Annotated in this window: 12 protein-coding genes and 1 riboswitch; of the genes, 9 read left to right on the top strand and 3 right to left on the bottom strand. The window is 41.5% G+C overall.

Annotated elements, in window-relative coordinates:
- Positions 1-8: 8 nt before the first annotated feature.
- From hemA to ACJYYY_RS06525, 4 genes are read left to right on the top strand one after another with little or no spacing between them, the layout of a single operon-like run.
- Positions 9-1298, top strand: coding sequence for a glutamyl-tRNA reductase (hemA, locus tag ACJYYY_RS06540; protein WP_408868737.1), 1290 nt, complete (start codon positions 9-11; stop codon positions 1296-1298).
- On the top strand, positions 1283-2209 hold the full coding sequence (gene hemC / locus ACJYYY_RS06535; protein ID WP_035315516.1) for a hydroxymethylbilane synthase: 927 nt from the start codon (positions 1283-1285) through the stop codon (positions 2207-2209). The genes hemA and hemC overlap by 16 nt, the downstream gene beginning before the upstream one ends.
- A gap of 23 nt (positions 2210-2232) precedes the next feature.
- On the top strand, positions 2233-3207 hold the full coding sequence (gene hemB / locus ACJYYY_RS06530) for a porphobilinogen synthase (protein ID WP_408868736.1): 975 nt from the start codon (positions 2233-2235) through the stop codon (positions 3205-3207).
- A 13-nt stretch (positions 3208-3220) separates the two neighbouring features.
- Positions 3221-3928, top strand: coding sequence for a uroporphyrinogen-III synthase (locus tag ACJYYY_RS06525; RefSeq protein ID WP_035315517.1), 708 nt, complete (start codon positions 3221-3223; stop codon positions 3926-3928).
- Between the two features lie 157 nt (positions 3929-4085).
- Here ACJYYY_RS06525 and ACJYYY_RS06520 read toward each other — a convergent pair whose 3' ends face one another.
- The 3 genes from ACJYYY_RS06520 to lexA all read right to left on the bottom strand — a co-directional run bounded on the left by ACJYYY_RS06520 (position 4086) and on the right by lexA (position 5520).
- On the bottom strand, positions 4086-4493 hold the full coding sequence (locus tag ACJYYY_RS06520) for a hypothetical protein (RefSeq protein WP_408868735.1): 408 nt from the start codon (positions 4491-4493) through the stop codon (positions 4086-4088).
- Between the two features lie 89 nt (positions 4494-4582).
- Entirely contained in the window at positions 4583-4729 is a 147-nt protein-coding gene (locus ACJYYY_RS06515) for a hypothetical protein (RefSeq protein ID WP_156921135.1), read from the bottom strand.
- A gap of 188 nt (positions 4730-4917) precedes the next feature.
- Positions 4918-5520, bottom strand: a complete 603-nt coding sequence (lexA, locus tag ACJYYY_RS06510) for a transcriptional repressor LexA (RefSeq protein WP_035313775.1) — start codon at positions 5518-5520, stop codon at positions 4918-4920.
- Positions 5521-5696: 176 nt separating this feature from the next.
- On the opposite strand from lexA, the gene ACJYYY_RS06505 reads away from it, so the two are divergent.
- From ACJYYY_RS06505 to ACJYYY_RS06485, 5 genes are all read left to right on the top strand, one after another.
- Positions 5697-6026, top strand: a complete 330-nt coding sequence (locus ACJYYY_RS06505) for a LysM peptidoglycan-binding domain-containing protein (protein ID WP_035313774.1) — start codon at positions 5697-5699, stop codon at positions 6024-6026.
- 235 nt (positions 6027-6261) lie between these two features.
- Entirely contained in the window at positions 6262-8253 is a 1992-nt protein-coding gene (gene tkt / locus ACJYYY_RS06500) for a transketolase (protein ID WP_408868734.1), read from the top strand.
- Between the two features lie 175 nt (positions 8254-8428).
- Entirely contained in the window at positions 8429-8686 is a 258-nt protein-coding gene (locus tag ACJYYY_RS06495) for a YneF family protein (protein ID WP_408868733.1), read from the top strand.
- 215 nt (positions 8687-8901) lie between these two features.
- Positions 8902-9069: riboswitch (M-box (ykoK) riboswitch) on the top strand.
- A 209-nt stretch (positions 9070-9278) separates the two neighbouring features.
- On the top strand, positions 9279-11933 hold the full coding sequence (gene mgtA, locus ACJYYY_RS06490; protein ID WP_035313772.1) for a magnesium-translocating P-type ATPase: 2655 nt from the start codon (positions 9279-9281) through the stop codon (positions 11931-11933).
- A gap of 423 nt (positions 11934-12356) precedes the next feature.
- Entirely contained in the window at positions 12357-13574 is a 1218-nt protein-coding gene (locus tag ACJYYY_RS06485) for an MFS transporter (RefSeq protein ID WP_035313771.1), read from the top strand.
- The last annotated feature ends 12 nt before the right edge of the window (positions 13575-13586 follow it).

Below are 13586 nucleotides of genomic sequence, written 5' to 3'. Positions count from 1 at the left end.
GATTAAACATGGAAGTACTTGTGGCAACGATTAACTACGAAGCAGTGTCGATTGCAGACCGCGAACGCTATCATCTTAATGAAGAAGTGCTTGATGCAACGATGCAACGATTAAATCAACAAAATAGTGTACTCGAAAATGTTATTTTATCGACGTGTAATCGGACCGAATTATATTTAGTCGTTGATGAAGTTAAACGTGGTCGTTATTATGTGCGTGCTTTTTTAGCGGCTCTATTTGAACAAAGTTACGAACAAATTGCCAAGCAGGTGATGTTTTATGATAATGACTTAGCCGTTAAACATCTTTTTGAGGTGAGTACGAGCTTGGCGTCGATGATTGTCGGTGAAACACAAATTCTTGGGCAGGTAAAAGATAGTTTCGAGCGTGCACAACAGGCAGAAACAGTCGGAATGGTGTTGAAAGAGTTATTTAAAGAAGCGATTACGGTCGGCAAAAAAGCCCAATCCGAAACGTTAATTGGCGACGGCTCAGTATCGCTTAGTACGGTGGCCGTTAAATTAATCGAACAGCAACGCGCTGACCAGTGGCCGAACTCACGACTCTTAATTATCGGGGCAGGAAAGATGAGCACGCTCGTGCTCGACTATTTAAAACCGCGCTTTCAGATGCAACAGGTGACCTTAGTTAGCCGCACCTTCGATAAGGCAGCAGTAGTGGCAGCGCGCTATGGTGTGCAGGTTGCACCGCAAAAGGAGCTATCAAAACTCATCGCGTCTCAGGATGTCGTTTTTTGTGCGGTTAAAACAACCGAATATGTTCTAACCGCTCAGCAATTAGAACATATCAGCCAACCGCTAAAAATTGTTGATCTAGGTTTGCCCCGTAATGTGGCTCCTGACTGTGAGATGCTGACACCGATTGAACGCTTTGATTTAGATGCGATTGAAGCTGTGGCAAATGATAATAGGGCACAGCGAATGGCGGCAATCGCAGACGTTGAGTTACTTGTTAATGAAGCGCTTGCTCATTTTTCACAGTGGCAGCTAACCTTAAAAGCGACGCCAGTGATTCATCGTTTACGGACGAAAACATTAGCGATATATGAAGAGACTATGACGAACCTTGAACGTCGTTTACCTGACCTTGATGAACATGAACGCAAGGTTATACGCAAGTTAACAAAAAGCATTGTCAATCAAATCATTAAAGAACCGATAATAAAAACAAAAGAGTTGGCTGTGGCAGATGATGCAACAGCAAAGTTAGCCTTAATTGAACAGCTTTTTGGACTAGAAACCGACAGAGGAGAGGAAACAGGATGCGAACAACAGTAACCGTCGGAACACGGCGGTCAAAATTGGCAATGACACAGACGAACCATGTGATTGGTGCCTTACAAGCCAGTTATCCGACAGTGACATTCGAAGTGAAGGTGATTGTCACGAAGGGGGATGTGCGACTCGACCAAGCACTCGCCAAAATTGGTGGCAAAGGCTTATTTATTAAAGAGATTGAGTCGGCACTGATTAATGGTGAAATTGATATTGCCGTTCATAGTATGAAAGATATGCCAGCAGAACTCCCAACCGGTTTAATGATTGGTGCCATTCCGAAGCGCGAAGACGCACGTGATGTGCTGATTAGTTCGACGGGTGCTAGTCTCGAACAATTACCATCAAAGGCAGTCATTGGAACGAGTAGTTTACGACGTCAAGCGCAACTGTTGGCGGTACGACCTGACCTACAAATTAAATTGCTACGTGGGAATGTGGATACCCGCCTACAAAAATGTCGTGACGGTGAATATGATGCAATTATTTTAGCAGCAGCGGGTCTTAAACGTTTAGGTCTCTATAACGAGACAGAGATGTGGCCATTGCCGACCAATCTGTGTTTACCAGCCGTTGGTCAAGGAGCGTTGGCGATTGAGTGCCGTCGTGAGGATGACTTCGTTCGTGAAATGTTAGCCAGTGTTCATGAGGTAGACACAGCTAAAACGGTATTGGCAGAACGGGCTTTTTTGAATGAGATGGATGGCAGTTGTCATATGCCGATTGGTGGCTATGCAACGCTCGTGCATGATACGATTAAGTTAGAAACCTTGTTGGCAGCTACTGATGGTCAAACTGTTATTCGTGGTAAAAGCAGTGGCAGTGATAGTCAGGTAGTGGGACAACAAGCTAAAAAACAGTTATTTGAACAAGGGGCGGCTGCGATGATTGCAGCTCTTAATATCACCGATTAAAAAAACTGAAAGAAGGAATTCAAATGAGTCAGTTTAACAGACATCGTCGGTTGCGCGCTACAGCGATGATGCGTCAAATGGTACAAGAAAATCGTTTAGCGAGCGCAGATTTAATCTATCCTTTATTTGTAGTCGAAGGGCGTCACGTGAAGCGCGAGGTGCCAACAATGCCAGGTGTTTTTCAGTATTCACTGGATCAAATCGATGCTGAGTTAGCCGAAATTAATGCGTTAGCGATACCCGCGGTAATCTTATTCGGCTTACCAGCCGAAAAAGATGCAATTGGTACAGGTGCCTTTCATGTGCATGGTATTATTCAAGAAGCAACGCGTTATATTAAAGCACGTTATCCTGATTTACTCGTCATTGCAGACACCTGCTTATGCGAGTATACCGATCATGGGCATTGCGGTCTCATCGATGGTGAAACAATTTTAAATGATGAATCATTAGCAATCCTAGCACAGACTGCTGTCTCGCAGGCCGATGCGGGGGCAGACATCATTGCACCATCAAACATGATGGATGGTTTCGTTGTTGCGATTCGTGAGGCGCTCGATCAAGCTGGTCATCACGCCATTCCAATTATGTCCTATGCAGTTAAATATGCCTCAGCCTATTATGGACCATTCCGTGATGCTGCTGATGGTGCTCCGCGTTTTGGTGACCGCAAAACATATCAAATGGACCCTGCTAATCGCCGGGAAGCGATGCGCGAGGCAGCCTCAGATATCGCTGAAGGAGCTGACTTCTTAATTGTGAAACCGGCAATGGCCTACATGGATATTATTCGTGATACACGTAATGCGCATGATGTTCCGATTGTCGCTTACAACGTTAGTGGTGAATATGCGATGGTTAAGGCAGCCGCTCAAAATGGCTGGGTTGACGAAGAAAAAATTGTGATGGAAACATTGCTTGGAATGAAGCGTGCAGGTGCAGACTTAATTATTACTTACCACGCAAAAGACGTCTGTCGCTGGTTAACAAAAGACTAGGGAGGGTCATGAGATGAAACGGATCATTGTAACGCGGATGACACATCAAGCGACCAGCTTACAGGAACTCATTACCGAATTGGGTCATCGGCCTCTGTTTTTTCCAGTCTTGACCTTAAAAAAACAGCAGCAGACGTTGGTACAGCACTATTTGACCCAATTAGCTCCGGAGGATTACATCGTGTTTACAAGTCAAAACTCCGTCGAAGCAGTGTTAGGTGAGCGCCAATTCCCGACATTTAAGGCCATTTCGATTGGGCCAGCCACGACGACAGCGTTGCGAGGCTATGGGATTGAACCAGTGATTGAGGCGGATTCATTCATCTCGAGTGGTGTTGTTGCAGCGGTATCACAGGTGGTTAAGCAAACCGATAAGGTTTGGCTGCCACAATCTGCACGCGCAACGACAGACTTAGCAGATGCATTGTCATCCCTTTGTCGGTTAACCCATACGACCGTCTATACGGTCGTTCCTGCGAAACGGATCCCCTTTACGTTTGAAGCCGGTGATTGTATCACGTTAACGAGTCCGTCGACAGTGAGCTCTTTTCTGTCATTGCTGACAGCCTCAGAGCGTCAGTTGTTACCGACGTTTGCTTTGTTGTCAATTGGACCTGTCACAACGGCGGCAATTGAAAATGAAGGTTTACGCGTCACTTATGAAGCAAAGCCTTATCATGTGAGTGGTTTTCGTGCCTTTTTAGAAAATAACAAAAAATAGCGGCTCTATGTCAAATAGTGTTGTTATTCAAAATTTAGTGAAATAAGTCATTTTTGCAGCTATCTTTTTTGGTAGCTGCTTTTTTTGTAGTCATGACATTTGTGAAGGACGCTTTCTGCGGGTGACGCTTCATCCTCCGCGCTCCGCTGTGGGGTATTCAGCTGCCACTTTTCCCGCTAGAGTCGCCTTCACAAACGTCATGACGCTGCACGTTTATTATTGAGGCTCTCGCTTCATATGAATAATTTGAAAAGTAATCTCTGAGATGATGCAATCTTCTAGATGGGAGGATATCAATGATTTCATATTTTTTCGCATCAGTGCAAATAAAATGCATCTGACTATCAGCACTCTTTACCGATTTGAATTCATCCATTGAAAGATCTAGTGGAAGCCTTTGATAGTTCGGTTTGAATTGAGGCGACCATTGGTGTAAAGCACGATTAACAGTAGTTGTTGAAACACTCTGTCTAAAAGCGATATCTTTTTCAGAAGTAATAAACTGTCCTTCGGCAGCTAGTGTTTGGATGACACGTTTGGAGATAAAACAATTTCGTTTTACCATCGAAGTTGAAGCGATAAAGGTTGTTTTACATCCTTTACATAAGAAGCGTTAGCTTCTTTAAAAAGAGATAGGTTGGAAGGTTATTTGTTTTAGGGAGTGTAAGAGAGTGTACCAAAATAACAAGTGCTTAAAACACCTTTAATTAACTGAGTTAAACACCATGTTTTTGGAAAAGAAATAGTTTCATCTGTAATTCCAGAGGGATTTGCGATATTATTACAAGTGATAGCTGACATTGTCGAATCCCCCTTATAAATTTGTTGTGATGACTTAATATTATAGGGATTTTGAAAATGTTGCTATTTTTTCGCGGAAAAATAGGCATCAGTGAAAATTCACCAACACCATAAATTATAGAACCAAAATAGCCTTCTGCCAGGAATGATGCTGGCAGAAGGCTATTTTTTGTTTACTTGAAGAAGGACTACATTTCTCTGAATACCCCAACGACTTTACCCAGAATGGTAACATTTGTTAAGTAAATCGGTGCCATCGTATCGTTCTCTGGTTGTAAACGAAAGCGATTTTCTTCTTTGAAAAAGCGTTTACAGGTTGCTTCATCTTCGTCGGTCATCGCAATCACAATGTCATTATCATAGGCCGTATTTTGTTGACGGACAATTAACTTATCGCCATCGAGTATGCCCGCATTAATCATACTTTCACCATCCACTTTAAGCATGAACAGGTTCGCATCACTGGTAAGCATTGATTCAGGTAACGGAAAATATTCTTCGATGTTTTCAATGGCCGTAATTGGCACACCCGCAGTGACTTTTCCAAGTAAGGGAATATTGACAGTTGCCACCTTAGGTGAATCATCCATAACTTCAATGGCACGTGGTTTTGAAGGGTCACGTTTAATCAAACCTTTTTGTTCCAATCGTTCTAGGTGACCATGAACAGTAGAACTTGAAGCTAAACCGACAGCTTCACCGATTTCACGGACCGAGGGTGGATAACCTTTCGTTTTCACTTCATTTTTGATAAATTCGAAAATTTCACTTTGTCGTTTAGAAAGTTTCATTAGACACCTCTGTATCGTTATTTAATAACTATAGTATAACACCACAGTTGTTAAAACACAAACGTTTGTTCTGTTTTACTGTTGACAAGAACGTTTGTTCTGTTTTACTGTTGACAAGAACGTTTGTTCGGTTTATGATATAAACACGAACAAACATTCGATTGGGGGATTTATAAATGAAAACAGTAATTGATCGTATTTGGTCTAAATTTGCTTTTGTCCTTGTTTTAATCGCTATTTTAATTGTATTCACATTGGTTGTCGGATTTACAAGTGGTGATTTAGGCAAGGGGAAATATGAAACGTACACAATTGTCGAAGCTGATAATCTCTGGTCTATCGCTGAAGACTACACACAAACTGCTAAAGAAACACAACATATGGTTAAATGGATGAGTGATCACAATCCCATCATGCACGAGAATAAATTAGAAGTCGGACAAGAAATTGTTATTCCCGTTAAAAAGAAAAGCAATGCACACACGATTTACTATGCAAAAGATTAATAAATGGATCGCCGAGGCATCGAAGTGAGGATAATCTCAAATCGATGTTTTTTTGTGCAAAGCGTTTCCATTGTTAATTTAAAAGCATTTTCCGAACTTTTCTCTAGTTGTTTTGCTAGAAATGGTTTATAATTATGCTTGTACGAATTAATACATTACTGTTCTTTCAACTATAGAAAGACAAATGAATTATCTGTATACGTATATAATTATATCTTGAGAGGATGTTTTTTAAATGTTTGATAAAGTAGATCAACTCGCAGTGAATTCAATCCGAACTCTTTCTATGGATGCTATTCAAAAGGCTAATTCAGGACATCCAGGCTTACCATTAGGTGCCGCTCCAATGGCTTATACTTTATGGTCGCGTTTTTTAAATGTAAACCCTAGCAACACAACGTGGTCCAACCGTGACCGTTTTATTTTATCAGCAGGGCATGGTTCAATGTTACTATACAGCTTGTTACACTTATCAGGCTTCAAATTAAGCATTGAAGATCTTAAAAACTTCCGTCAATGGGGTAGCTTGACTCCAGGACATCCTGAATTTGGACATACAGACGGCGTCGAAGCGACAACAGGACCATTAGGTCAAGGTGTGGCAATGGCAGCCGGTTTTGCAATGGCAGAACGTCATTTAGCAGGGATGTACAACAAAGATAACTTTAACGTTGTTGATCACTATACATACGCTTTATGTGGTGATGGTGATTTAATGGAAGGTGTTTCAGCTGAAGCTGTTTCATTAGCTGGTCACGAACAACTTGATAAATTAATCGTGTTATACGATTCAAACGATATTTCATTAGATGGCGACTTAGATCGTTCATTCTCAGAAAGCGTGCAAAAACGTTTTGACGCTTATGGTTGGCAACATTTGTTAGTTAAAGATGGTAACGATTTAGCTGAGATTGAAGCTGCAATTGCCGCTGCTAAAGCTAACAAAACACAACCAACAATCATCGAAATTAAAACAGTTATTGGATTTGGTGCACCAAAACAAGGTACAAGTGCTGTCCACGGCGCGCCATTAGGTGCTGACGGCATTGCTGCTACAAAAGCGGCATATGGATGGGATTACCCTGAATTTACTGTTCCTGATGAAGTATACGCACGCTACACAGCTAATGTGGCTGAACGTGGTGCAAAAGCTGAAGCAGAATGGAACGCTCTATTTGCTGAATACAAAGCTGCTTATCCAGCATTAGCGCAACAATATATTGACTCATTCGCAGGTGAATTACCGGCTGATTGGCAAGCAGAAATGCCGACATTTGCTGAGGGTTCGGCAACAGCTTCACGTGCGTCAAGTGGTGATGTTATTAACGCGATTGCAGCCAAAGTACCGTTCTTCTTCGGTGGTTCTGCCGATTTAGCAGGATCAAACAACACAACGATTAAAACGGATGAACAATTTACAAAGGATGCCCCAGAACAACGTAACATTTGGTTCGGTGTGCGTGAATTTGCAATGGCCGCTGCCATGAATGGGATGTCACTACACGGTGGGTTACGTGTGTTCGGTGGAACATTCTTCGTCTTCTCAGATTATTTAAAAGCGGCTGCTCGTTTAGCTGCGATTCAACATCAACCAGTAACTTACGTGTTAACACATGATTCAGTTGCAGTTGGTGAAGATGGTCCAACACATGAGCCAGTTGAACAACTTGCTGGTTTACGCTCAATTCCTAACATGGTTGTCATTCGTCCAGCTGATGGTAATGAAGTGAAAGCTGCATGGAAAGTAGCCTTAGAGTCACAAAGTCACCCAACGTCACTTGTCTTAACACGCCAAGGCTTACCAGTCATTACAGGTTCTGCTGCTAAGGCTGAAGAAGGTGTCTTAAAAGGGGCCTATGTTATCTCGCCAGCTCAAAAAGAGGTCGCCGATGCAATTTTAATTGCCACAGGTTCTGAAGTTAACTTAGCAGTTGAAGCCCAAGCGGCTCTTGCTGCAAAAGGAACAGATGTGTCAGTTGTCAGCATGCCGTCATTCAATCTATTTGATCAACAATCAGCTGAATACAAAGAGTCTGTTTTACCAAACGCTGTTCGTAAACGTGTCGGTATTGAAATGGCAAGCTCATTTGGTTGGGGTAAATATGTTGGGTTAGATGGTGCAGTCATTGCCGTTGATACTTTTGGTGCTTCTGCACCGGGTGACACGGTAATCGCTGAATACGGCTTTACCGTTGAAAACGTCGTTAAAACAGTCGAAGCATTATAATGTGATACGTTAGACGCAGAATGAGGCAACAGCTTGCCGTTTTTTCTCGGTCAGCTGTTGTCTTATTTTTGTGTAAGTCGGTGCTATTCGATGGATTCCATCGTCTAGGCTATTGTCATACCAGCGCTTTTACAGTACAATAATAGAGATAAATGAGAAATGGGGGAAACAGATAATGAGTTTATGGTTAGCGATTGTATTAATTGTAGTAGCATTATTAGCGGGAGCGGCATTAGGTTTCTTTATTGCACGTCGTTACATGATGAAATACTTACAAGAAAACCCACCTGTTAACGAACAAATGTTAACAATGATGATGGCTCAAATGGGTCAAAAACCATCACAGAAAAAAGTCAACCAAATGATGTCTGCAATGAGCAAACAACAAGCAACTGCAGCAACTAAAGAAAAAGCTAAAAAGAAAAAGAAATAATGAACGAAAACTGACAAATGTTATTTTTCGATATATTTCAATTTTAATTTAATGATGAAAAGGTATAACTCATAGAAGTTGTACCTTTTTTTATTTATTTTTTTTGTTTCGGAGAGATATATTATTAATGCTGATAATCATCTTTTTCCTGACGATAGGTAATGTTAGTGATTGACATAGTCGTAAAGTAATGGTAATTTTAAAAAGTTAAGAAAATGAAAAATTGTTAGGTGAGGCTCCTATGCAAACATAAGCCACTGCCCGGAAATGTCGAGAGACACCAACGTGGTAGAACAGGAATTGCCGGATTAAGGCTCTTCATAAGGTGGCTAAGATGTACTCTTTACGTTGCACAGTGCTAAAACTCAACGAGGTTTTTGCTATTTTGTTATGCCCTCGTTGTAAATTACAACGGGCTTTTTTTGTTTTCAAATTAGTAACACGAAAGGGTGAGACGATGAGCGGAGATGACCCCAAAAGTCATACGACGCAGTCACTGACAGTAGTGATCGTTATGAAATCAACAAAAGTATCTGACGGTTAGGTCGCTGTCAGCTGATTGCACAAACAATCAGAAAAGAGGCGAACAAAAATGACAAAGAAAACAATTACACCATCTCAAAACAAGTACGATTTTGCAACACGGGCAAGTGAGGAAGAATTATTTTCTTACTTTAACAGTGCACATACAGGGTTAACAACTGAAGCAGTCACTCAATCTCTTACGGAGTATGGTGAAAATCGCTTGGAGGCAGTTAATCAAACACCGTATTGGCGGATAGTGATGAAAGCCTTTTTAAACCCGTTCACAATTGTTTTAATTGCATTAGCATTTATATCCTTTATAACAGATTATACGTTGGCAACGGCTGCCGACAAAGATATGACAGCTGTTATTATTATCATGACGATGGTCATTTTAAGTGGTTCTGTCAGTCTTTTTCAAACGGTTAAAACGAATAAATCACTCGAACAGCTCCAAAACATGATTGAAGTTACGGCTGCTGTACGTCGCAATGGTCACAAAGCAGTCGAGCAGCCGATTGAGTCACTTGTCGTTGGAGATATTATTGAATTGTCGGCGGGAGATATGTTGCCGGCTGACCTTCGCATCATTGAAGCGAAAGATTTATTTGTGTCACAAGCATCAATGACGGGTGAAAGTGTTCCTGTTGAAAAAAATGGTGCACGAGCGATGCCAACTAAAAGTAAACTTGAGGCTGAGAACCTTGTCTTTATGGGTTCAAACGTCGTCAGTGGAACAGCTGTTGGGATCATAATTGCAGTCGGACAAGCAACTCAGTTTGGTCAAATCGCGACTGACATTAGTGCTGTGAAACTGAAAACGTCATTTGAAAAAGGCGTGGGCTCAGTATCGTGGCTCTTAATACGGTTTATGCTGCTCATGGCTCCGACCGTTTTTATTATTAATGGCTTAACGAAGGGCGATTGGCTCGAAGCATTAATGTTTGGTTTGTCTGTCGCTGTTGGATTAACACCTGAAATGCTACCGATGATCGTAACGGCCAATCTTGTCAAAGGAACGGCAGCAATGGCAAAACAGGGAACAATCATTAAAAATATTAATGCCATTCAAAATTTTGGTGCGATGGATGTGCTTTGTACAGATAAAACCGGTACGATTACACAGGATAAGGTCACACTCCAATATCATCTCAATGTAAACGGTAAGGAAGACGATCGTATTTTACGCCATGGTTTTTATAATAGCTTTTATCAAACGGGTTTGAAAAATCTGATGGATGTCGCCATAATTGCGGAAGCCGAAAAGCAACTTGCAGTTAACACTGATAATTACCAAAAAATCGATGAGATTCCTTTTGATTTCAATCGTCGTCGGATGAGCGTCGTTATCAAAAATCAAAAAGGTGAGACAGAAGTTATTACAAAGGGTGCAGTTGAAGAAATGCTAGCGATTTCAACAACGGTCGAATTTGATGGTCATATTCTGCCGTTAGATGAAGACATGCGTGCTAAGTTGTTGCGGGCAGTGACTCAGCTAAACGAGCAAGGACTACGTGTGATTGCAATTGCCCAAAAGAAAACAAACCCGCAAGACCATGCTTTTTGTATTGCCGATGAAGCTGAGATGACGTTGATGGGCTACTTAGCGTTCTTAGATCCACCGAAAGAAACAGCGCAGGCTGCTATCTCCTCGTTGCAATCGTTTGGTGTCGCTGTGAAGGTGTTAACCGGTGACAATGCCGAAGTAACACGAACTGTTTGTCGACAAGTTGGTTTAACGACTGAAAACTTTTTTCATGGTCATGACTTAGATGAATTATCTGATATCGAATTAGAAAATATCGTCTTGGATTATCAAGTGTTTGTGAAGTTATCACCGAGTCAAAAAACGCGGATTGTACAAGCATTACAAGCAAATGGTAAAGTGGTCGGCTTTATGGGCGATGGCATTAATGACGCCGCCGCTATGAGAACAGCCGACATTGGCATCTCAGTTGATACCGCGGTTGATATCGCCAAGGAATCAGCTGATGTTATCCTCCTTGAAAAAGACTTAAATGTATTAGAAAAAGGGATGTTAGAAGGCCGCCATCTGTTTGGTAACATCGTAAAATACATTAAAATGACCGCTAGCTCAAACTTCGGTAATATGTTCTCAGTCCTTGTTGCCAGTATCTTTTTGCCATTTTTACCAATGCTACCGATTCAAATTTTATGCTTGAATTTGATTTACGATACAACTTGTATCTCACTTCCTTGGGATAAAGTTGATCGCAGCTACTTAGCGAAACCGCGTAAATGGGAAGCGAAATCGATTGGTAACTTCATGCGATGGATTGGACCAACCAGTTCGATCTTTGACATTATCACCTTTGTGCTACTATTCTTTATTATTTGTCCACAGGTTGTGGGTGGTCAGTTCAGCACATTGACTGGTAGTGAACAAGTGGTATTCATCGCCTTGTTCCACGCCGGTTGGTTTGTCGAATCATTATGGTCCCAAACATTGGTGATTCATGCTTTACGAACAGAAAAGATACCATTCTTACAAAGCAATGCGGCCCGAATTGTTACTTGTGTGACGGCAATTGGCATTTTGATGGGAACAGTCTTACCGTATACCGCAGTAGGAACAACATTAGGAATGAGCGCTCTGCCACTGAGTTACTTCGCATGGCTGGCCGCGATTATACTTGCCTATTTAGCATTAGTGAGCGTGATGAAAGGCGTTTACATCCGCCGCTTTGGTGAACTGTTATAAAGTCGAAAATGAAAGCTGCGTGAACGCTTCGAACATATGAGTGAAAGTAAAGCGTCGACGATGATGTCGTCGCTTTATTTTTATAATTAAAAAGTTATTTCAAAAAATAATAGTTAGAATTATCAGAAAACGATGGAGTGTTGATCGTTATTATGCTATCATTAAAGTGCTAAATTGGAACGGTGGTGAGAGGCAATTTTTAATCATCATGTTGTAGCTACGAATGTATGTTTAGTGACTTGTTTAATTGTTTCACACAACAATTAAACGGCGGATAGCTGTCTTTTTTTACAATCGTAGGCAACAAGCTACAATGCTTAACAATGTGATCACATAGGGCTATCGGGCGATTAGATAGCTCTTTGCTTGGATCAAAGAAACAAACAAGTCAACAAAAACAGTGGCAGAAAGCGCAGGTACCAGATGAACACATTTTCCAACAATACAAAGGTTACATTACTGACCGCTTTTCTTAGCAGTTTAGTATATGGTTCGACGATTCCATATTTAATCATCTACTTAGCAAAACATGTACCGACACAACTAGCCGGTGTCATCGTCATGAGCAATGTTGGAGTTTCATTTGTAGCCGGTTTAATCGGTGGTTATTTGGCAGATCATTGGCAGCGTAAGCATATTTTGCTCGTCTGTCAACTTTGTTATGCTGGTGGTTATTTTCTAATGGCCGCTCAACTAGGAGGGTTTTTTCAGTCGTTAAGTTGGCTTGTCGTCGGTTATTTTATCGTCGGTATCAGTTTCAATCTTTATTACCCGGCTTTTGGAGCGATTATATTGGATAGTTCGACCCATAAAAATCGCAAACGTGTGTATCAATATGAGTATTGGCTTTTTAATTTAGCGATGGCCTTAGGTGCTTCGATTGGGGGTTTTGCCTTTAGGCATTATCTCTTACCATTATTCATACTGTCGGGCGTCGTTCTTCTGGGTGTAACGCTGGTTATTCAATTGAAGTTAACGTATGAAAATGCCGTTAATCGACGGCAGAAACAGGCACTATTCGGGCAAATATTTGCCAATTACGCCATTGTTTTTAAGGATAAACGCTGGGTGGTATTTATGATTGGTGTAGCCCTCTATCAGATGGTGGAATATACACTAACAACCTATACCGGCGTTCGGCTCTCGCAACAATTCACCCCTGTGACGCTTTTTAATCAGTTGCTTGACGGTGTGCGGCTGTTAAGTGTACTCCAAGTCATCAATACCGTAATGGTCGTCGGTTTAACCTTTTATTTATCACACTTAACCAAGCGCTTAAATGAACGACTTGTTATTTGCGGCGGACTCTTACTTTATGTTGTTGGTTACGGCATAATGGCAAGCAACACTACGATGTCGTGGTTAATTATTTTAATGGTGTGTGTCACAGTAGGAGAGCTTGTGGCGACACCATTATTAAATGCACGCCAAGTGGATTTAATTCCACAGCACAAACAAGCGTCCTACTTAAGTTTTGCGGGACTTGGAACACAACTATCTCAGTTGTTAGCTGGATTCGCGCTGACGCTCGGTGGGTTTATGTCAGCAGGTTTAATTAGTGGCTATATTATTATTTTGGGATTGGTAGGTATTAGCCTCGTGCTATTTTCACTCTATCGACCACCTATATCTGACCATTAAAGTAAGGTATAA

Origin of the sequence: Brochothrix campestris, from assembly GCF_046058945.1 — a bacterium.
In the GTDB taxonomy this organism is placed as follows: Bacteria; Bacillota; Bacilli; order Lactobacillales; family Listeriaceae; genus Brochothrix; species Brochothrix campestris.
The sequence above is the reverse complement of the archived record's forward strand: the minus strand, read 5'-3'. Positions and strand labels throughout refer to the sequence as shown.

Bases quoted from the DNA above. Each gene is read 5' to 3' on its own strand.
- ACJYYY_RS06485 (WP_035313771.1), top strand. From the start codon at position 12,357: ATGAACACATTTTCCAACAATACAAAGGTTACATTACTGACCGCTTTT.
- lexA (WP_035313775.1), bottom strand. From the start codon at position 5,520: ATGAAACTTTCTAAACGACAAAGTGAAATTTTCGAATTTATCAAAAAT.
- ACJYYY_RS06495 (WP_408868733.1), top strand. From the start codon at position 8,429: ATGAGTTTATGGTTAGCGATTGTATTAATTGTAGTAGCATTATTAGCG.
- hemC (WP_035315516.1), top strand. From the start codon at position 1,283: ATGCGAACAACAGTAACCGTCGGAACACGGCGGTCAAAATTGGCAATG.
- ACJYYY_RS06520 (WP_408868735.1), bottom strand. From the start codon at position 4,493: ATGGTAAAACGAAATTGTTTTATCTCCAAACGTGTCATCCAAACACTA.
- ACJYYY_RS06525 (WP_035315517.1), top strand. From the start codon at position 3,221: ATGAAACGGATCATTGTAACGCGGATGACACATCAAGCGACCAGCTTA.
- hemA (WP_408868737.1), top strand. From the start codon at position 9: ATGGAAGTACTTGTGGCAACGATTAACTACGAAGCAGTGTCGATTGCA.
- ACJYYY_RS06505 (WP_035313774.1), top strand. From the start codon at position 5,697: ATGAAAACAGTAATTGATCGTATTTGGTCTAAATTTGCTTTTGTCCTT.
- mgtA (WP_035313772.1), top strand. From the start codon at position 9,279: ATGACAAAGAAAACAATTACACCATCTCAAAACAAGTACGATTTTGCA.
- hemB (WP_408868736.1), top strand. From the start codon at position 2,233: ATGAGTCAGTTTAACAGACATCGTCGGTTGCGCGCTACAGCGATGATG.
- tkt (WP_408868734.1), top strand. From the start codon at position 6,262: ATGTTTGATAAAGTAGATCAACTCGCAGTGAATTCAATCCGAACTCTT.
- ACJYYY_RS06515 (WP_156921135.1), bottom strand. From the start codon at position 4,729: ATGTCAGCTATCACTTGTAATAATATCGCAAATCCCTCTGGAATTACA.